Origin of the sequence: Arthrobacter sp. AG1021 (genome assembly GCF_003633665.1) — a bacterium.
Classification (GTDB): Bacteria; Actinomycetota; Actinomycetes; order Actinomycetales; family Micrococcaceae; genus Glutamicibacter; species Glutamicibacter soli.
In genome coordinates, this window is sequence record NZ_RBLB01000011.1 from 161,531 (window position 1) to 178,862 (window position 17,332).

General features: G+C 63.1%; 28 protein-coding genes. All 28 read left to right on the forward strand.

The genetic code is table 11. From position 1 onward, the window contains the following. Positions 1–51 precede the first annotated feature (51 nt). Positions 52–1,563 (forward strand): ParB/RepB/Spo0J family partition protein, encoded by a 1,512-nt coding sequence (locus DFO58_RS16045; protein WP_183043228.1) that lies wholly within the window; start codon positions 52–54, stop codon positions 1,561–1,563. Next, the gene (locus DFO58_RS16050) at positions 1,563–1,991 is read left to right on the forward strand and encodes a hypothetical protein (RefSeq protein WP_120991657.1); all 429 of its coding nucleotides are present in this window, start codon (positions 1,563–1,565) and stop codon (positions 1,989–1,991) included. The genes DFO58_RS16045 and DFO58_RS16050 overlap by 1 nt, the downstream gene beginning before the upstream one ends. Positions 1,992–2,053: 62 nt before the next feature. Beyond that, entirely contained in the window at positions 2,054–2,338 is a 285-nt protein-coding gene (locus DFO58_RS18900; RefSeq protein ID WP_220668564.1) for a WhiB family transcriptional regulator, read from the forward strand. Then, a complete protein-coding gene (locus tag DFO58_RS16060; RefSeq protein ID WP_120991659.1) occupies positions 2,335–3,603 on the forward strand; it encodes a DNA polymerase III subunit beta in 1,269 nt (422 codons plus the stop codon). The genes DFO58_RS18900 and DFO58_RS16060 overlap by 4 nt, the downstream gene beginning before the upstream one ends. Positions 3,604–3,659: 56 nt before the next feature. Continuing rightward, on the forward strand, positions 3,660–4,448 hold the full coding sequence (locus DFO58_RS18615) for a BRO family protein (protein WP_183043229.1): 789 nt from the start codon (positions 3,660–3,662) through the stop codon (positions 4,446–4,448). Then, complete coding sequence (locus DFO58_RS16070) at positions 4,448–4,648, forward strand: hypothetical protein (RefSeq protein WP_120991660.1); 201 nt, start codon at positions 4,448–4,450, stop codon at positions 4,646–4,648. Before DFO58_RS18615 ends, DFO58_RS16070 begins: the two co-directional genes overlap by 1 nt. Beyond that, positions 4,645–4,932, forward strand: coding sequence for a glutaredoxin family protein (locus DFO58_RS16075; protein ID WP_183043230.1), 288 nt, complete (start codon positions 4,645–4,647; stop codon positions 4,930–4,932). The genes DFO58_RS16070 and DFO58_RS16075 overlap by 4 nt, the downstream gene beginning before the upstream one ends. A 2-nt stretch (positions 4,933–4,934) precedes the next feature. Further along, positions 4,935–5,240, forward strand: a complete 306-nt coding sequence (locus DFO58_RS16080; RefSeq protein WP_120991662.1) for a hypothetical protein — start codon at positions 4,935–4,937, stop codon at positions 5,238–5,240. Beyond that, a complete protein-coding gene (locus tag DFO58_RS16085; protein ID WP_120991663.1) occupies positions 5,237–5,482 on the forward strand; it encodes a hypothetical protein in 246 nt (81 codons plus the stop codon). Before DFO58_RS16080 ends, DFO58_RS16085 begins: the two co-directional genes overlap by 4 nt. Next, a complete protein-coding gene (locus DFO58_RS18620; protein WP_183043231.1) occupies positions 5,479–5,622 on the forward strand; it encodes a hypothetical protein in 144 nt (47 codons plus the stop codon). The genes DFO58_RS16085 and DFO58_RS18620 overlap by 4 nt, the downstream gene beginning before the upstream one ends. After that, positions 5,600–5,911, forward strand: a complete 312-nt coding sequence (locus DFO58_RS16090; RefSeq protein ID WP_120991664.1) for a hypothetical protein — start codon at positions 5,600–5,602, stop codon at positions 5,909–5,911. The genes DFO58_RS18620 and DFO58_RS16090 overlap by 23 nt, the downstream gene beginning before the upstream one ends. A 6-nt stretch (positions 5,912–5,917) precedes the next feature. After that, complete coding sequence (locus DFO58_RS16095; protein WP_120991665.1) at positions 5,918–6,538, forward strand: HAD domain-containing protein; 621 nt, start codon at positions 5,918–5,920, stop codon at positions 6,536–6,538. Positions 6,539–6,550: 12 nt separating this feature from the next. Beyond that, complete coding sequence (locus DFO58_RS16100; RefSeq protein WP_120991666.1) at positions 6,551–6,862, forward strand: hypothetical protein; 312 nt, start codon at positions 6,551–6,553, stop codon at positions 6,860–6,862. Next, entirely contained in the window at positions 6,855–7,235 is a 381-nt protein-coding gene (locus DFO58_RS16105; protein WP_120991667.1) for a hypothetical protein, read from the forward strand. The genes DFO58_RS16100 and DFO58_RS16105 overlap by 8 nt, the downstream gene beginning before the upstream one ends. Continuing rightward, on the forward strand, positions 7,232–7,534 hold the full coding sequence (locus tag DFO58_RS16110) for a hypothetical protein (RefSeq protein WP_120991668.1): 303 nt from the start codon (positions 7,232–7,234) through the stop codon (positions 7,532–7,534). Before DFO58_RS16105 ends, DFO58_RS16110 begins: the two co-directional genes overlap by 4 nt. Then, positions 7,531–7,797, forward strand: coding sequence for a hypothetical protein (locus tag DFO58_RS16115; protein ID WP_120991669.1), 267 nt, complete (start codon positions 7,531–7,533; stop codon positions 7,795–7,797). Before DFO58_RS16110 ends, DFO58_RS16115 begins: the two co-directional genes overlap by 4 nt. Beyond that, positions 7,794–8,114, forward strand: a complete 321-nt coding sequence (locus DFO58_RS16120) for a hypothetical protein (RefSeq protein ID WP_120991670.1) — start codon at positions 7,794–7,796, stop codon at positions 8,112–8,114. Before DFO58_RS16115 ends, DFO58_RS16120 begins: the two co-directional genes overlap by 4 nt. Positions 8,115–8,198: 84 nt before the next feature. Then, positions 8,199–9,452 carry an HNH endonuclease gene (locus DFO58_RS16125; RefSeq protein ID WP_120991671.1) on the forward strand — a complete coding sequence of 418 codons (1,254 nt, stop codon included), beginning with the start codon at positions 8,199–8,201 and terminating at the stop codon, positions 9,450–9,452. Next, positions 9,449–9,790: a VRR-NUC domain-containing protein gene (locus DFO58_RS16130; RefSeq protein WP_286163640.1), complete on the forward strand. Its 342-nt coding sequence runs from the start codon at positions 9,449–9,451 to the stop codon at positions 9,788–9,790. The genes DFO58_RS16125 and DFO58_RS16130 overlap by 4 nt, the downstream gene beginning before the upstream one ends. 64 nt (positions 9,791–9,854) lie before the next feature. Then, entirely contained in the window at positions 9,855–10,514 is a 660-nt protein-coding gene (locus tag DFO58_RS16135) for a hypothetical protein (RefSeq protein ID WP_147407313.1), read from the forward strand. 181 nt (positions 10,515–10,695) lie between these two features. Continuing rightward, entirely contained in the window at positions 10,696–10,995 is a 300-nt protein-coding gene (locus tag DFO58_RS16140; RefSeq protein WP_120991673.1) for an HNH endonuclease, read from the forward strand. A gap of 162 nt (positions 10,996–11,157) precedes the next feature. Beyond that, positions 11,158–11,511 (forward strand): hypothetical protein, encoded by a 354-nt coding sequence (locus DFO58_RS16145; protein ID WP_120991674.1) that lies wholly within the window; start codon positions 11,158–11,160, stop codon positions 11,509–11,511. Positions 11,512–11,519: 8 nt separating this feature from the next. Further along, on the forward strand, positions 11,520–11,987 hold the full coding sequence (locus tag DFO58_RS18625) for a hypothetical protein (protein ID WP_183043232.1): 468 nt from the start codon (positions 11,520–11,522) through the stop codon (positions 11,985–11,987). Continuing rightward, positions 11,954–12,607, forward strand: coding sequence for a phage terminase small subunit P27 family (locus DFO58_RS16150; RefSeq protein WP_183043233.1), 654 nt, complete (start codon positions 11,954–11,956; stop codon positions 12,605–12,607). The genes DFO58_RS18625 and DFO58_RS16150 overlap by 34 nt, the downstream gene beginning before the upstream one ends. Then, positions 12,549–14,384: a terminase gene (locus DFO58_RS16155; RefSeq protein ID WP_147407314.1), complete on the forward strand. Its 1,836-nt coding sequence runs from the start codon at positions 12,549–12,551 to the stop codon at positions 14,382–14,384. Before DFO58_RS16150 ends, DFO58_RS16155 begins: the two co-directional genes overlap by 59 nt. 11 nt (positions 14,385–14,395) lie before the next feature. Next, positions 14,396–15,706 (forward strand): hypothetical protein, encoded by a 1,311-nt coding sequence (locus DFO58_RS18335; protein WP_183043234.1) that lies wholly within the window; start codon positions 14,396–14,398, stop codon positions 15,704–15,706. Beyond that, entirely contained in the window at positions 15,663–16,964 is a 1,302-nt protein-coding gene (locus DFO58_RS16170; protein ID WP_120991679.1) for a head maturation protease, ClpP-related, read from the forward strand. Before DFO58_RS18335 ends, DFO58_RS16170 begins: the two co-directional genes overlap by 44 nt. Positions 16,965–16,966: 2 nt before the next feature. After that, positions 16,967–17,326 (forward strand): capsid cement protein, encoded by a 360-nt coding sequence (locus DFO58_RS16175; protein WP_120991680.1) that lies wholly within the window; start codon positions 16,967–16,969, stop codon positions 17,324–17,326. Positions 17,327–17,332 lie beyond the last annotated feature (6 nt).

Consider the following 17,332-nt stretch of genomic DNA (forward strand, 5'->3'; position numbering starts at 1 on the left):
CATCACACACTCTCTTTTTTCTTTCTCTCGACACACCTTATGGAGGATTTCGTGTCTCAAAAACCAGGTGAACTCAGGATGCTGCCGGTCTCGGCCATCCACCCGGACCCGAAAAACCCGCGCCAGGACATGGGCGACATCGACGGCCTGGCGCATGAGCTGAAAACCATTGGCCAGTTCGACGCGATCAGCGTGTACCCGCATCCGGAGCTCGACGGAGACTACATGATCCAGGGTGGACACCGCCGCCATGCCGCCGCGCTGCGCGCCGGCCTGACCGAGCTCAAGTGCGAGATCGTCCCGACTCCGGAGAACGCCGCGCTGGAGCTGTACACGGAGGCGCTGTCTACCGGCAACAACCACCTGCCGCTCGACAGCATGGGCCAGTCCAAGTCGCTGCAGGGCATGCTGACCGAGGGGAAGTCCGAGGCGTGGATCTCGAAGAACTTCAACATCCCCAAGGCAGAGGTGAAGCCGCGCGCTCGCCTGGCCGATAACCCGAGGGTCGCGCAGATCCATGCCCGGGGCACCATCGACCTGCTCAGCGCCGCCGCGGTCCTCGACGTCGAGGATGAGACTGGCGATACCAGCATTTTCGACGGCATTGTTGACGATCTGGAGGCTTCCCAATGGAAGAAGGACCAGATGGACGTGAATCGGCTGATCGAGCAGAAGAAGCAGAACGCCCGCCGAGACACGCTCCGTGCCGAGCTGACCGCGCAGGGCGCCGTCGAAATTGATTCGCAGAACCGCTACAGCGGCAAGTGGGCCAAGACCGAGCAAGTCCTGGACGTCGCCGACCATGTGGCGGCCGGGCACCAGTTCGACGTGAGCACCCCGGATTCCGTGGACTGGTGGGAGAAGTCCAAGGCCGCGGCCAAGGCGAAGGCCTCGCCGGAGGAGAAAGCCCGCAGGGAGAACATCCGCCGCTTGGATGGCGTTTTGCCGATCGCGCAGCGCGCCCGCCACAAGTTCGTGATCGACAAGATCCGCGATCGCAAGGGCATTGAGGACCGCAACGCCCGCGGCCTGCTGGTCTCCATGATCTTCGAGGAAGCCCGCGGCGACTATGAGACGTTCAAGCGCCAAGCCATTGGCGAGGCAGTGGGCCTCCCTTTCCCGGAACTCGACGATGAGCAGACAAGCCGAGCTCCAGAGGTGGAGGAAGCCCGGAAGAGATGGGAGGCCGAGGCACGCAAGGCCGCGCTGGGCTTGTCCCTGCAGCAGCTTTCGCTGCTCCTGGCTTACGTGCCGGTGGCCATTACAGACCGGAACCTGGGTAAGACGAACTGGTACATGCGCGATTCGTGGGAGAAGGAAGCGCGGTGGGCGCCGCTCTCGCGCTGGTACCAGCAGCTGATCGACTTCGCCGGATACCTGCCGTCCGAGGATGAAGCGCAAATGATCCGGATCGCGTTGCAGACCCGCGAGAACGCGTTCAACGACGTGCATCTGAACACGGCGACCTGCAGGAACTGCAATCAGGAAGTCGTCTCCGACAAGCACTGGACCGGGATCTGCGCGGAGTGCGCGCCGGCCATTGACGGAATCGAGGTGGCCTAATGCCATGGGTTCAGGTTTCCGACGAACTGGGCAAGCAAACGGTGAAAGCAGTCGATCCTCGCCGGATCCGCTCGCAGGCCCAGCACCCTTCGACGGCTGGAACCGCGCCAAAGCAACGCGTCGTGGATCTGGACCGCGGGCATGAGCAGATCCTGCCAGCGCTCAAGCACGTGCTCAGCTACCCGCGCACCACCGTTCGCGCTGTGCCTGGCGTGAAGCCCGGGGAAATGGTCTACGTCGCGAAGGTCTGGGTAGCGCCGGGCCGGCCAGCACGCGTCAATGCTCGTGGGGTCACCAAGTCCACGGGTTCCCGATCTGAGGTGTTCTGGTGGGCGCAGCGGGCAACGGAGCACTTCCGTGACATCACCGAGTTTCACCGCACCGGCGAGCTGGGCGAACCGCACCGAAGGTGGGCGCCGGAATGGTAGCGACCGGGCTGGCCAGCCTGACGGCCGTAGCCCCGACGAAGTCCAACGATCCACTGGCATGGATGGATCGGGCCGCATGCGCAGGAATGGCAGACAAGGGCGACTTCCGGAAGAACGGCGACCCGTTCTATCCGAGTAGCGCCGCTCCGGAGGCGGCCAGGGAGGGTAAGCGGATCTGCGCCACCTGTCCGGTGCTGGCCGAATGCTACGCGCACTCCTTGGATGCATCGAGTAGCCGGCAGTACGGCACCTTCGGCGGGCTGTCCGAAGAAGAACGCAGGACCCGGCAGCGACTCAAGCAGCGAGCCGAGGCGAACGAGAGAAGACGGAAGGCGAAAGCAGCATGATTACCGCACCAGAAGCACTAGAAGCAATCTTCAGAAGAACCGCCGGCGCAGACGCCGGCAACGTCGCCGTGACCGTCCCTGCCCGTGAGCTGCTGGCCATGCTGAAGAAGATCCGCATCGTCGGGCGTATGCCGGCGCCGTTCCTTAACCTGACGGCACTGCGCTTCCAGGAGTCCGGCTGGCTGGAAGCCACCACGTTCGATTACCAGACCAGCCTGCGCATCACCCGCGGCGAGGCAACGGGCGAGACGGTGCACGAACGGCTTATCGCAGGGAACTATGTCATGAACACCCTGACCGAGCTGGTACGCGGCGCGGCCAAGGATCTGGACGTCACGCTCAAGTGGGAGTGGAAGGCCAAGGCCTCGATCAGCCTGCTGACGCTGGAAGCGGATGGGTTCGAAATCACGGTGCCCTCGTCGCTCGCCAGCGCGTCCCAGGCGGAGGAGTTCGGCACTATCGCCGACTGGAAGAACGCGCTGGGTCAGGAGCAAATCGCTGGGGCTGTGGTCGATGTGCAGGCATTCCGCGACCTGCTCGACTCGGTAGCTCACACGGCGAGCAAGGATGACACCTTGCCGGTCCTGACCGCCATCAACGTGGTGTTCTCTGCGGACCGCATCACCGCGTACGCCACCGACCGGTACCGGCTGGCGCGGGCCTGGATTCCTTCGCCTGTCGCTTTCGAGGGGAGCTTCCTGATCAAGCTGTCCGAGTGGAAGCGGATCCGGGTGCTCATGGACAAGCCGGGGGACATGCAGCTGCTCTTGATGGGGTCGGTTGGATGCAGCAAGTTCGAAACGGTGCACTTCTCCGGGAAGGACTTCGCGGTCAACGCACTGACCGTCAACGGTGAGTACCCAGAGCTACGCAAGCTGTTTGCCAAGGACTACTCCTCGCACATGGTGTTTTCGGCCGCGGCCATGAAACGAGCTTCCCGGGTCATCGGGGCGACCACCGAGCGGAACCAGCCGTTCGAGCTGACCAGCACCGAGGACCGCACGGCGCTTCGAATCAGCACCACTTGGGAAGAGAACCCGGCGAAGTCTCCGCTGATCCCGGCGGAGGGCGAAGCCGAGGTGCGAACCGCGTTCAACCCGTACTTCTATCAGGAGGCGCTCAGAGCGCTGCCTGGCGACAAGGTACGTCTCTCGTTCGCTTCGATGGCCCAGCCTGTCCGGATCACCAGCGGGCTGGAGCCTCTCGACCAGATAGTGCTGGAGCAGCTAGTCATGCCGGTCCGATTGCCGAATCCCGGCAAGTAGTCCACAAAACCTTGTTTCATAAAAAACAAACTAAAAACGTTGTATTGGAGGAAATCGTGAACGACATCCAGAAGTATATGTTCGAAGGCTATTCAGTCCGCACGCTACTGCTCGACGGAGACCCGTGGTTCGTCGCCTCCGACGTGGCCAGGATTCTGGGCTACCGCGACGCGCACAACATGACCCGCCGCCTCGATGACGAGGACAAGGATACTCACCCAGTGAGTACCCCCTCCGGAGCGCAGGACATGACGATCATTTCCGAACCAGGACTGTATTTGGCCGTGCTGGGGTCGCAAGTGGAAGGTGCCAAGACGTTCAAGCAGTGGATGACTCGTGAGGTGCTTCCAGAGATTCGGCGCACGGGCATGTACGCGGTCAAACCGAAGAGCTTGGAGGAGCGGGCTCTGGAAATCGTAGGTGAGCTGCAGTCCGTCGTGGCAGACCAGGCGCAGGAGCTGGAAGCCGCCCGCCCGAAGGTTGCCCAGATCGACATGTACCGGCAGGCCGAAGGACTGCAGACAATCAGCGACCTCGCGAACCACCTGCAGGTGTGGGCGCAGTCCAACGCCCCGTCGGCGAAAGTTCTGCACCAGGACGTGTTCGATCTTGCCGGCGAACTGCACATCATCATCCGCGGGGAGACCGTCCGCCGTAACCAGGCCACCGCCCAGGCCGTCAAGGCCGACTGGGTCAAGGTCAAGGAATCCATCATCGGATCCGGGCACAAAGAACGTGTCGTGTTCTCGGTCAGACTCACGCACCGCGGTGCTGGCCGCCTCTGGGACGCCGCAATCGCACGCCTATCCGCAGGCGAACCCATCTACAGGAAGAAGGCAAGCTAATGACTGTTGAAGAGCTGCTGGGTCGCATGGCCGGGCTCATTGAGCAGTACGGCCCGATCATCATCGTGCTGTACTGCGTCTTCGCCGCCGTAGTGCTCGCCCTGGTGGTCACTATTTTCGTGTTCGTGCTGCGGCAGTTCCACCGCATCAATCGTGACTTCGACGATTTCGACCGGCCGCACCGGGGGTGGCGCCGTTGAGCCTGCAGATCACCGTCTACACCAAGGACGACTGCGGTGACTGCGCCCGCACGAAGAAGCTGCTCTCCCAGAAGGGCATCCAGCACGCGACGAAGCACGTCGCCGAAGACAACGCCGCCCTGATCGCATCGCTCCGCTCGATCTCCGACGCCAAGGGCATCCCACTGGGCATGCCGATGGTCGAGGTTACGAACCTCGACCTTGGCGAAACGGAGCAGTGGTTCGGGCACCGTCCCGACCTGGTCCTGCAGCACATCATCATCCCGACGAGAAGGAGAGGCTAATCATGGCTGAGAACATCACCGTCCAGGAACTGGGCGAAGACGGCGACCTATGGCTGGTCACCGGCACCACCGACGCGCACAGCGCCGACGAAGCGATCCGCCAGCACGTGGAGTACATGACCGGGCAGACCATCGAGGCTCTGGCTGACGCCGATGACCTCGTGGAATTCACCTTCCACGAGAACCACTGGTGGGCCTGGGGCAACCTCGACGAAAACGGCAACGTCTGGGAACGCTCGCGCCTGTACCCAGCCGCCGACGTCTGCGACGACCACGAAGCCTTCCACGGATACCTGGTCTCAGCATGAGCGTCATGATCGAAGCCCGCCGCCTCAACGGCACCGACCTCGGACGCACCATCGGAACCTTCGGAACGCTGGAAAGCGTCTCGCACGGAACGATGCAGGTCGAGGTCGAAGAGGACAACGGCCACCTGATTCCCATGGAGTTCAAGGCCGTCAAGATCACGACCAGTACCGGCGAATACGCACTGACCCCCAGCACCAAAATCAGCATCGCTGGCAAGCACTCGCCGGAGGCCGGGCAATGAGCGCCTGGTCTTGGCTGGTGCTGGGCATCGGCTTGCTCGTCTTCCAGTCTCCGATCACCGCCTACATCCTCGCCAGATTCCTACGAACCTCCATCGACAACGAAAGGAAAGCCGATCATGAGCAGCCCGAGCATCGCTAGAGCAATCGACCTGGCCAAGCGCGCAGAGCACTGCCGGCAGACCAGGCAGCCGCGCATGACAGCCCTGTACGAGAAGAACCTGCGCCAGACGCTCCACCAGGTCAAGCAGGAGATCCGCACTGCACGTATCCAGGCCAACCCATTTCGGGCGTTTCAGTACCTCGGCGAGGATCTCGCTGACGCTGGTGGCCTCATTTGGGACGCCGTTCTCGCTGCCGTGAATGAGATCTTCGGAGCAGTTGCCACTGCGCAGAACATCCGCAAGTCAGATGTCGCGAAGGTGGCCTAAGACGAGATGACGAATTACCTCTTTCTCGACATTGACGGCGTGCTCAACGCATGGCGCGCCTACACCGTCCCACCACATAAGCAGGCCTGGGCTGACTTCACCCGCGTGGATGGCAAGCAGTGGGGCGAGATCATCTCGCCGCGGATGATCGCCGGCCTGAACCAGCTCATCCACGACTACGACGTGCAGGTCATCTGGTCCAGCTCCTGGCAACGCCAAGCACCAACCTTCGGGGAGAAGATCGGCCTGCAGGGCGCGGGCCTGTGGCCATGGCTCAAGCTGGGCCGGAACGATACCTTCCACAAGTCCACGGCCATCGGCGAGTTCTTGGCCGACGTTGGCCGCGCGGGGGACCGGATCATCTGGGCCGAGGACGAATACAAGCCCGAGTCCCTGAACCCATGGATGGACGAGTTCGGCGCCCGGGCTATCGTCCCGAGCGTCTGGACCGGAATCACCCCGACCATGCTCATCCAGATGCAGCACTTCTACGCCGGCGACAGCCCAGCCCCAGCCCTGCGCATGCCGGACGTAGAACCAGAAGCCCCGACCGCACCGCCGGCGCCAGCCACCCGGCAGGCCGAACCAAACCACATCGCGGTGCCACGCATCGCCGGAACCAACTAGGAGGAGGCAACTATGAAGCCAGGAATCATCAACCTCGCCAAGCTGAACCAATCACAGCGAGATGTGCTCTTCGAATGGGCGACTGCGAACGGCGTGCGGCATTACGTGCCGCTTGAATCCCGCATGGTAATCACCGGGAACAAGTTCATCGTTGAGACCTTCGATATTGAGCGCATTGGGCAGAAGAACATGAAGTGGGCGCGTCGGTTCGGATCCCGGAACATGCCGCGTCGTACCAGGACATACAGAATCCGGGTTCCTTTGAGGGCGCCCGAACGAGGCCCAGCTGTAGGAGCTCAGTGGGAGGACGAGATCAATGCCTGAACAGCCCCAGCTAGACCCGATCGCGATCGAAGCAGCTGGTCAAGCGCTGTGGAAACGAATGAGCGACCCGCTGGAACGCAAGGTTTATGCCTTCACGGATGCGCCGTCGATGATGCCCTATTCGAACCACGCCCGCGCCGCCGTGTCCGCTTATCTCGCCGCCGCGCTGCCGGAAGTGACCAGCGTCGAAGAACTCGTGACCACGCGGGCAGGTCTTGCACTGGCAAACACGGCATTCGGAGAGGGATTAAGCGCTGGCATTCGAGCCTGCAATGCATCGGGCCCAGACAGGCCATTCAAGAAGCCTGTGAGCCCCTACAGCGCTCCATTGCTGGCCATGATCAAAGCTGACAGCCCGGAGGTGAAGCCATGAGCATCAAGAAGGTTTTCAAAAAGCATTTCAAGCTCGTGTTTAACGACGAGGGACAGCGTGAATGCCAGTGCGGGTTCTTTATCGGGAACGGCGACAACGCCGGGAAGCGTCACAAGAAGCACGCAATTCAGGTACTCGAACAGCACACGAGGGACAAAGAAGCCAAAGCTTGGCAGGAGGGTGTTGGAACTGCTCTGAATCACGCGATCCTGAACCCCGATGGGATCACACTCCGTCTTGAACATCTAGACGGCCGAACATGGGACAACCCATACCGCAAGGAGGCTAGGGACGAATGACCGAAGATCAAGAGCACCAGGGCCCGCCGCAGATGCTCGACCCGCTCGTGGACATGGAAGAGATCCGAATCGGCGCGATCAACTACTTCCACCACGGACTTCACGCCCGAATCCCGCTGCCAGGAAACAGGATGATGTACGGCCAGATCGTCTTCACCTCGCACAGCGAGTTCTCCAGCAAGCTCACCGTCAAGTGGAACGGCGAGCAGATGGAGACCAAAGCCCACCCAGAGCACATCATCAGAATTGAGGCCACGCCATGAACCGTCGAATCTACCGATACGAGCTCAAGGTCAACGACCAGGCGCACGAGATCCCGTCCGGGAAGATCGTGCACTTCACTGAATACCGAAATAAGCACATCACGCACGAGCACGACCGTGTCGAAGTCTGGGTCGAAGCCCAGCTGGATGGAGACACCTGGAGGGCCAAGACCATGGGAAACCAGAGGGTTCAGGTCTTCGGCACCGGGCAGCGCATCCCCGAAAACGCCGAGCACATAGCCAGCTGCCTGGCCGACAGGCTCGTTTGGCACCTCTACCGCTTCCCAGAGCCTCCAGCAGGCGCGAACCAGTGCTAAACCCCCGAAACACCAAACACCACCCACCAGCGCTCGCCGTAGCCTTCAGATTGCCGCGTGCGAGAGATACGAACAGGAACAAGCATGTCGTGGTTGAAGCAGTCGGACGTGTCGGCGAATCACCCGTTGGTGCTGCGTGTTCTGGAGCTGGATGAGGTTGACGATCGTCTCCTGAATGAGATGTACGGCTGGGCCAATCGCTGCGCCACGCAATCGGCGGCGTTTGACCGGGATTACATCGTGGAGATCGGCACGGCCAAGCAGCTCGCCGGCCTGAGCAGGTACAAGGACCTGCTCGGGGCGGCGCTGTATTGCGGGATTCTGGAAGAGAAGGAGATTGAGGAGAACGGCAGTATGCGCCGGGTACTCAAGCTCGTGGAGGATGACGACCTCTTTCACATGATCCTCAAGTCGGACAAGGACCGCGAGAAGAACCGTCGCGCTGATACCTACGACATGGCCAAGAAGGGCGCCATCATCAAGCGCGATGGCGCCGAGTGCCGCTGGTGTGGCCGCCTGGTCACATTCAACAATGACCGCAAGTCCATCCGGGCCGGGGAGATTGACCATCTCGACCCGAAGGACCTGGACAATTCCGATCCGACGCCGATCGAACGGCTCGTGGTCTCTTGCAAGTCCTGCAATTCAAAGAGAAAGGCTGGTGAGTACTGGGACAAAGAACTCAGACCGGCACCAGGAACGCCGTACTTCACCGCAGACACCGTCGCGTGGCTGCGCGACAAGGCGGGAATCCTGGTCAAGGTCTCCACCGAACGTGTTGAGCTACACGCTCCCACCACCGCTCCGGCACCTGAAAAGGCGCAGGCTCCGGCCACAGCTTCGGCTGAGGCAACGGCAAGCGACGACGCAACGGCTACCACCGGCTCGTCCGCCCGCACCGCTCAGGAAGCAACGGCAGCGCCCGTGGTTGAGCACTCCGAGGCACCGGTCCAACCGGCCCGGAAAGAGCGCATGTCCTTCTCGGACATCGACGCAGGGCTCCACGACTACTCGGAGATGCTCGAAGCACTGGGCAGCGAGGCTGTCGCGACTCCCCGCCAGGGTGAGACTCCAGCTGGCGACGACGCAACGGTAATCACCGGCTCGTCCCACGCACCGGCTCAGATCAACTCCGAATCAAAAAATAATCAGTTGATCATCAAGAAACCTGAGGGTGTCGGATCTAGATCTGCCGGGACGGGTCGGGACGGGTCGGGCCGGGACGGGACGGGTAGGGGCGGGAGGCGCGATCTTTCCCACCCTGAATCTCCTAAACCGTCAAGCCCTCCTGCCAACCGCTCAAGACGTAGAAGACCTCGGAAGAGAAAGAACTCATGATGAAGAACCATCCTGCTCTGTTGTGGAGCGAAGCAACCTTCCAATCGCAAGTGATCCAGCTGGCCAAGCCCCTGGGCTACACGCTGACGTATCACACCGCGGATAGCCGGCGCTCTAATCCTGGCTTCCCTGATCTGGTGCTCGTGCACGGCAAGTCCGGCAAGCTCGTGTTCGCTGAGTTGAAGACCCAGACCGGTCGGGTGAGCACAGATCAGGAGTCCTGGATCAACGGCTTGCGTCGTGGTGGTGCGACGGCCGAGGTGTGGCGCCCGATCGATTACGTGTCGGGTCAGATCATTCGAGTGCTGCGAGGAGGTGCTGTAGTTGGGAGAGCATAGGGAGTCACCGTATTGCGGGTGCTGGGGATGCATCCAGACGGCGAAGCAAGCAGCGGGGGTATGCGTGGTTCATCTGCTGGATAACCCGGACAGCTGGCCCCCGGCATCCATGCCGGGCCTGAACTTGTGCGGTGAGTGCAATGACCAGATGATTGCCGACCTGAGGTTCGTGGCCGCTCGATGGGATGACGCTCAGGAAGCGTTGCATGCCGGGTTCGGTGGTGGTGGCAGTGAGCGCCATGCCCAGCGGATCGAGGCGCCGGTGCCGATCAATGTGGCGGTGTCGGATGCGCTGCGAGTGGTTCGGGACAACATCTGGTCGGTGGTGCTGCGACTGGTCGATGACCATGGTGTGCATTTGCCTGTGTACCAGGACACCGGAAGCTTGGCGGAGTGGTTGTCTCGGAGCCAGGCGGTGAAGATCGCGGGAGCTGCGGATAAGACGTTCACGAAGAATGCCTACTGGTGGATCCGGGACGCGGCAGGCTGGACGGTCACGGCAACGCATGGAGCCGAGACCAAGGTCGATCTACCTGACCAGTTCTGCAAGCGCCCGGGATGCAGTGCTCAACTGGTCGTGGTGGAGAACCGGGCCGGTGCCCACATCGTGCAGTGCTCCACCGATGCCGGACATACTGTGCAGTGGGATACGTGGACGAACATGCTCAAGTCCCTGGGAGCTCAGAAGCGCAGAGGGCCGCGGCTTTCCAAGAAGCGGGCCTGACTTGACGGATTTGACATAGCACCGTAAATTTACTGATTGAATGGCCTTAGTGGCTCAATCGAACCCCCGAATCTCTCTGAGACTCGGGGGTTCGTCATTTAACCCAGAGACTCGAAGCCCCGGACAGACCCCAAGATGTTCGGGGCTTCGTCATTCCCAAGTGCAGTGAGGTGATCAACTCATGAGCCTGAACCAGATGCCGGTCAAGCCATGGAGCGGACGATCCGCATCCGAAGCGCTGCGCCAAGTCAAGACCAAGGGCCGTAGAGCGAAGACACCATGCGTCATCTGCGAACTGTCCATCGACTACTCGCTGATGTACCCGCACCCGCAGTCATGCAGCGTGCAGCACGTCAAGCCTCGCAAGCTTTTCCCGCAGCTCACCTGGGACCCGACGAACTGGGCCCCGGCACATCTGGACTGCAACAAGTCCGCCGGACCCAACATCCAGACCGGCTTGGGCGTCAAGGACGACTGGTAACCAGGCCGAGACCCAATAAAATCCAGCACCCCGAGGTGAAAGTAAGTCGCGCCGGTTACCTCCCTCTCCCCCCTGGGGGATTCCGAACCATTTTTAGGGTTGACAAGGCAATATGGCGGTGAAAGTGAACCCGCCTAACTATTTGAGCGAAAGGTCCCCATCGTGAAAACCGTGATTCCAACCAAGGGAGCGCTGCAGGCAGTGCTTACCGAAGCCGCGCTGGGCAAGCGTGTGGCCATCGCGTTCCCCGGTGCTCAGAGCGCCAAGATAGGGATGGACGCGCTGATTGATCCAGCACTGGACTTGGACCCGTCGCGCATCTCGCGAGTCCCTGGCAAACGCCTCATCAACTTTCAGAACGGCGGAAGCATCCGCGTCATGGCCGCGAACTCGTGCGAGGGAATCGGCGTTGTAGCTGACATCCTCTACGTGCACGACTCGACGACAGACGAAGAGATGGAAGTGCTGACGCCGATCGTCGCGACATCCACCGAACCGATCGTCCACTTCGAATAGCAGCCGTCATGCGTGACCGTCCCAAGATCATCCAGCTGCACGCCGACGGCCGAGGGATCCGCGAGATCTCCCGAGACCACGAGGTGTCCCGCAACGCGATCCGCAGGGCGCTCGCCGAGGACGCACGCTTGGAGTACTGGCGTCCCAGCGCCACCGAGGAATTCGAGCCGGCCGTCCGCGACGTGCTGGCGGACTACCCGCACATGAGCGTCCCGGACATCGCCACGATGGTGGACTGGCGCAAGTCCCGGCGCACACTCTCCGATCTGGTCGCCCGGCTCCGTCCGGAGTACATCGACCGTGCCGACTCCGAGGCCACCGACGGCAACGGCATCGCCGCGGCCCAGCTGGAAGCGATCACCGCGGGAACCTTCCAACCGCTCAAGCTGCTCGGCACCGCCGACATCCAAGCGCGCGAACTGACCGCGCAGGAGGTGACCTGGTGGACGGAACTGAAGAACGCGACCCACGCCTGACCGCGCCCGACCGGCTACCCGAGAAGGTCAAGGAAGTCTGGGACGAGATCGTGGCCACCAACGACATTGCCGGCACCGTGGACCGGCAGGCGCTGGAAGCTTACTGCTTCCTGGTCTCCCGGCTCCGCGAAGCTGAAAGCCGAATCGACGAGGAAGGCATGGTCGTCCGCGACTCCCGCGGCAAAGTCCAAGCCCACCCGGCATTGGAAGTCGCCCGGAAGCTCAACGAGCAGGTCCGCACCTGGGGCGACCGCTTCGCCCCGCTGGTCCGGCCGACCCGCAAGCGCGGCTACATGGCCGACGCCACCGCCGCGGCCATCGCCAACTCACCGCACCTGCAGGGCGATGCCGGCAAGAAGTACACAGGCCTGATAGCCGCGGCCCGCACCCAGGCATGGATGATCGACGAAGCACAGCGCGACTCCATGGAGTCACTGAATGACGCCGTGGTGAAGATCCTTCCGCAGTACGTGAAGACGTGCTCCGAGCTTCAGATCACTCCCGCTGCGCTGAGCGCAGGAGCCGCGCCAGAGCCTCCAAAGCAGGACAAGGGGGTAGGCGGTGGCAGCAACGTCTCAAGCTTCCAGGAACGGGCGAACAGGCGCCGCCAAGCCGGGTAGGAAGAAGCGACCCAAGCTCTACGGCAAGGAAAAGCCACGCGTCTACACCCCGCCGCTGCACCAGCTTGAACCGCGCTCGCCGGAGGCGGAGGAGTGGACTCTCGGCTATGACGTGATCGACTTCGCGGAGCAGGTTCTCAAGGTGAACCTGTTTCCGTGGCAGAAGTGGTTGCTGGTGCACATGCTGGAGCTGTTGGAAGATGGCCAGCTGCGCTTCCGCACCGTGGTGGTGCTGATTGCTCGCCAGAACGGCAAGTCCACGCTTTCGCAGGTGCTTGCATTGTGGATCATCTGCGTGTGGGGCTGGCCGCTGGTGCTCGGTACCGCGCAGGACTTGGAGACCGCAGAGGAAGTCTGGCAGGGCGCCGTCGACATGGTCGAGGAGTCCGAAGAGCTGGCCCCGCTGATCGACAAGGTCGTGAAGGTCAACGGCAAGAAGGCCTTGGAGATCATCCGTGACGTCGAGGACTTCAAGCAGACCAAGCGGGTCAAGACTAGGTACAAGGTCAAGGCGGCTAACCGCAAGGCGGGCCGCGGCTTCACTGGAAACCTGATCCTGCTCGACGAACTGCGCGAGCATCAGAACTGGGATGCCTGGGGAGCGATCACCAAGACCACCATGGCCCAGTTGGAAGCGCTGATCCTCGCGCTGTCCAACGCCGGCGACGTGACCAGCATCGTGCTGCGCTACCTTCGCCAGATGGGCCACGAGGGCGCGGGGGATCCGGACGGCATCTGCAAGTCCGGTGAAGACCTGCTGCCCGACGTGATCGATCTGGGTATGGAGTCCGCTGATGACCATGATGACGAGGAGTACGAGGAAGACGACGAGTGGGAGCAGGAGCCCGACAGCCTCGGCTTGTTCGAATGGTCGGCTCCTCCCGGATGCTCGAAGTGGGACCGCGAAGGCTGGGCGCAGGCCAACCCCTCGGTGGGCTGGAACCCGGGCTTCACCGAGCGCACGCTGGCCGCGGCCTGCAAGACCGACCCCGAATGGGTGTTCCGCACCGAGTGTTTGTGCCAGTGGACGGACGGCGTGCTCGAAGGCCCGTTCCCGCCAGGTGTATGGGAAGAAGGACAGAACAAGCCGGAGATCGGCCCAGACGGCATGCCTCAAATCGCGGAAGCCGACAGGATCATCTCTGACGTGACCGTGGGGCTGGCCCAATCCAGCGACCGCGAGTACGTGTACATGGCCTTCGCCGGGCACCGCACCGACGGCCGCCCGCAGGTGGAGATCGTAGCCGCCAGGCACGGCACCAGCTGGACGAGCGGCTACCTGATGAACTCCAAGCGCCGCGGGCGAATCAAGTCCGTCACAGGCCAGTCCAAGGGCGCGCAGGTTTCCTCGCTGATTGAGGATCTGGCCGAAGCCAAGGATGACCCGGAGAACGACTTCGACGTGCCGGTGATCCCGTGGCAGGGAACCGACCTCACCAACGGCTGGTCCCGGTTCATGGACGAGGTCACCGGGAAGAGCCTGCGCCACCACAAGCAGCCTCCGCTGGATCTGGCGGCGACCACCGCGGTGCTGAAGAAGTTCAGCGGCGGCGCGACGCTGCCAGACGACAAGGCTTCCCCAGCCGACACGGCCCCGCTCATGGCCGCCGTGGCCGCGCTGTGGCTGCTGACCCGCAAGGAAGACCGACAACTGCCACCGCCGCCAGCCCCGGCCGCGGTGAAGACCAGCGACGTTGCGACCCACGTCCAGGACAGCCACACCAGCTATGACAGCGGGCAGGGCTACACCTCGGACATCGGCAGCATCGGATTTTGAGAGGAGGGTCAATGGCCGCACCGCAAGACGAGCGAGGCTATCAAGCCTCCAGCTTCTGGGGCTACGAGCAGGACGAAGAAACCCCGGAACTGCGCTGGCCCCTCAACATCGAGGTGTACGACAAGATGCGCCGGCAGGACGCGCAGGTCATGTCAGTGCTCAGGGCCGTGACCCTGCCGATCATCCGCACCGAATGGCGCATCGACCCGAACGGGGCGCGCCCCGAGGTAGTGCAGCTGGTCTCCGAGGATCTGGGCCTGCCGATCAAAGGACAGCCGGCCGTCACCGCGCCGCGCTCCCGAGACAGGTTCTCTTGGAAGGAGCATCTGCGCCTCGCACTGCTGATGCTTCCCTTCGGGCACGCCTACTTCGAGCAGGTCTACCGCATCGACGAGCAGGGCCGCGCGCGGCTCCGCAAGCTGGGTTTCCGCCCGCAGCGCACCATCTCGCAGGTCGACGTGGACGCCGACGGCGGGCTCAAGACCCTGCACCAGCTCGGCGATCCGACCGGCAAGAAGTCCAGCATGGGTGTGGAGCGCCTGGTCGCGTACGTGCTCGACAGGGAGGGCGGCAACTGGCTGGGCCAGTCGCTGCTTCGCCCGGCGTACAAGTTCTGGCTGCTCAAGGACCGCATGCTCCGGGTTCAGCTGCAGTCTGTGGACCGCAACGGCATGGGCTTCCCGGTGTACACCGCCGGAGAACTGCCGGAGAACATGACCGTCGCCGAGTACCAGACGGCAATGCAGGCGCAGGTGGACGCTGGCCTGGCCATCGCCCGCGGCGTGCGCTCCGGCGAAACCTCCGGCGCTTCCATCCCGCCAAAGGCAAAGCTCGACCTGCTCGGAGTCACCGGCCAGCTGCCGGACGCCGAAGCCCCCATCCGCTACTACGACGAGCAGATCGCCCGTGCAGTACTGGCCCACTTCCTCAACCTCGGCACCGAAACCGGTTCCTGGGCACTGGGAAGCACCTTCGCGGACTTCTTCACCCTGTCCCTGCAGACGTTCGCCGGCTACATCGCGGAGACCGCCTCGCAGCACATCGTCGAAGACCTGGTCGACCTGAACTTCGGCCCGGACGAACCAGCCCCGCTGGTGACCTTCGACGAGATCGGCTCACGCCACCAGCCCACAGCCGAGGCAATCAAGGCGCTCATCGACTGCGGCGCCATCGTCGTAGACGAACCGCTCGAAATCTACCTGCGCACCGTCTACGGCCTGCCCCCGGCAGACACCGCCACGGCACGCACCAAGCCAACCACGGAAGGAGCACCAGCCGATGCCGCACCAGAAGCAGAAGAACCCCCTGACGCCGCGGATTGAGAACAAGACCAGCTGGTACCGCATGGAAGCCGGCACCGAATCCGACGCGGCCGAGATCTTCATCTACGACCAGATCGGCGGATGGTGGGGAGTCGAAGCATCGCAGTTCGTGCAGGACCTCTCCGGCGTCACCGCGAACACGATCAACCTCCGCGTGAACTCACCAGGCGGCGACGTCTACGACGCGGTGGCCATCATGAACGCGCTCAAGCGGCACAAGGCCAAGGTCGTCGCCACCGTGGACGGGCTGGCCGCCTCCGCCGCCAGCTTCATCATCCAGGCCGCCGACGAGATCGTCATGGGCAAGGGCGCCGAAATCATGATCCATGACGCGCTCACCATCGCGATCGGCAACCCAGCCGACTTCCGCGAAGCCGCCGACTTCCTCGACCGCATCTCCAACACCATCGCCTCCGTCTACGCCGACCGCGCCGGCGGCACCCGCGACGAATGGCGCGAACGCATGGTCGCCGAGACCTGGTACACCGCCGAGGAAGCCGTAGCCGCCGGACTCGCCGACAGCATCGTCGGCACCGCGGAAACCGAAGCCGAAGACCTGAAGAACCGCCTGGACTTCAGCGTGTTCGCCTACGCCGGCCGCCGCGCCGCGCCGGCACCCACACCGACCAATGCCACGCCAGCCCGGCGCGACATCCAAGCCCACCTGGACGAGGCGCTCGCCGTCGCCGGCCAGTGGCGAAACGATCTGGCTGAAACGGAATCCCCGAACCAGCCCCACACAAAGGAAGGAGCCGACATGTCGGACTCTCTACTCCAGGGCGTGATCAAGCGTCTGGGGATCGACCCGAAGGCCACCGACGTTTCCGAGGAAGCGGTCCTGGCCGAACTGGACGAAGCGCTCGCCGAGCGTGCCGAAGACTCGCAAGATGCTGCAGCCTCGGCGTCCGCCGTCCAGCAGCCTGCACCGGGCACCGTGGTGCTCGACGAGGCGCAGTACTCGCAGCTGCTCAACGATGCCTCGGCCGGCCGTGAGGCCCGCAACCAGCAGATCGAGGAGCACCGCAACCGGGTGGTGGACTCGGCTGTCGAATCGGGCCGCATCCCGCCAGCACGCCGCGAGCACTGGATCAACGCCTTGAAGGCCGACCCGGGTGCCGAGGAAAGCCTGAACGCGCTGGCCCCCGGCCTGGTGCCGGTCGAAGCCAAGGGCTACACCGGTGGCGTGGACCAGGCCACCGATGAAGACACCGTTTACAGCAAGGTCTTCGCGACCGCTGAGACCACGAAGGAGTCCTAACCATGGGCCAGTACCTGCCAATCCATCGTCCGGGTGACACCGTCACCTTCGATGTCACCACCGCAGTAGTCGGTGGCCATCCTGTCCAGGTCGGCGCGACCGACCGTTCCGTGGCTCCGGCCGCGGCCGCCAGCACCTCCTACGTGGGGATTGCCGGCCACGATGCCGCGATCGGTGACAAGGTCACCGTGGAAGTCGGCAAAGTGATCCACGAGCTGAAGGCATCCGGCGAGGTGGCTCTGGGCGCAAGCCTCGAAGCCGCCGGCGCAGGAGCCGTCCGCACCGCTACGACCGGGACCGTCATCGGTCTGGCCTTGACCGCTGCCGCTGACGGCAAGCTGGTCCAGGTTCTCCAGCGCTAGAAGAAA

Bases quoted from the DNA above. Each gene is read 5' to 3' on its own strand.
- DFO58_RS16050 (WP_120991657.1), top strand. From the start codon at position 1,563: ATGCCATGGGTTCAGGTTTCCGACGAACTGGGCAAGCAAACGGTGAAA.
- DFO58_RS18900 (WP_220668564.1), top strand. From the start codon at position 2,054: ATGGATCGGGCCGCATGCGCAGGAATGGCAGACAAGGGCGACTTCCGG.
- DFO58_RS16060 (WP_120991659.1), top strand. From the start codon at position 2,335: ATGATTACCGCACCAGAAGCACTAGAAGCAATCTTCAGAAGAACCGCC.
- DFO58_RS16070 (WP_120991660.1), top strand. From the start codon at position 4,448: ATGACTGTTGAAGAGCTGCTGGGTCGCATGGCCGGGCTCATTGAGCAG.
- DFO58_RS16080 (WP_120991662.1), top strand. From the start codon at position 4,935: ATGGCTGAGAACATCACCGTCCAGGAACTGGGCGAAGACGGCGACCTA.
- DFO58_RS16085 (WP_120991663.1), top strand. From the start codon at position 5,237: ATGAGCGTCATGATCGAAGCCCGCCGCCTCAACGGCACCGACCTCGGA.
- DFO58_RS18620 (WP_183043231.1), top strand. From the start codon at position 5,479: ATGAGCGCCTGGTCTTGGCTGGTGCTGGGCATCGGCTTGCTCGTCTTC.
- DFO58_RS16090 (WP_120991664.1), top strand. From the start codon at position 5,600: ATGAGCAGCCCGAGCATCGCTAGAGCAATCGACCTGGCCAAGCGCGCA.
- DFO58_RS16095 (WP_120991665.1), top strand. From the start codon at position 5,918: ATGACGAATTACCTCTTTCTCGACATTGACGGCGTGCTCAACGCATGG.
- DFO58_RS16100 (WP_120991666.1), top strand. From the start codon at position 6,551: ATGAAGCCAGGAATCATCAACCTCGCCAAGCTGAACCAATCACAGCGA.
- DFO58_RS16105 (WP_120991667.1), top strand. From the start codon at position 6,855: ATGCCTGAACAGCCCCAGCTAGACCCGATCGCGATCGAAGCAGCTGGT.
- DFO58_RS16110 (WP_120991668.1), top strand. From the start codon at position 7,232: ATGAGCATCAAGAAGGTTTTCAAAAAGCATTTCAAGCTCGTGTTTAAC.
- DFO58_RS16115 (WP_120991669.1), top strand. From the start codon at position 7,531: ATGACCGAAGATCAAGAGCACCAGGGCCCGCCGCAGATGCTCGACCCG.
- DFO58_RS16120 (WP_120991670.1), top strand. From the start codon at position 7,794: ATGAACCGTCGAATCTACCGATACGAGCTCAAGGTCAACGACCAGGCG.
- DFO58_RS16125 (WP_120991671.1), top strand. From the start codon at position 8,199: ATGTCGTGGTTGAAGCAGTCGGACGTGTCGGCGAATCACCCGTTGGTG.
- DFO58_RS16130 (WP_286163640.1), top strand. From the start codon at position 9,449: ATGATGAAGAACCATCCTGCTCTGTTGTGGAGCGAAGCAACCTTCCAA.
- DFO58_RS16140 (WP_120991673.1), top strand. From the start codon at position 10,696: ATGAGCCTGAACCAGATGCCGGTCAAGCCATGGAGCGGACGATCCGCA.
- DFO58_RS18625 (WP_183043232.1), top strand. From the start codon at position 11,520: ATGCGTGACCGTCCCAAGATCATCCAGCTGCACGCCGACGGCCGAGGG.
- DFO58_RS18335 (WP_183043234.1), top strand. From the start codon at position 14,396: ATGGCCGCACCGCAAGACGAGCGAGGCTATCAAGCCTCCAGCTTCTGG.
- DFO58_RS16170 (WP_120991679.1), top strand. From the start codon at position 15,663: ATGCCGCACCAGAAGCAGAAGAACCCCCTGACGCCGCGGATTGAGAAC.
- DFO58_RS16175 (WP_120991680.1), top strand. From the start codon at position 16,967: ATGGGCCAGTACCTGCCAATCCATCGTCCGGGTGACACCGTCACCTTC.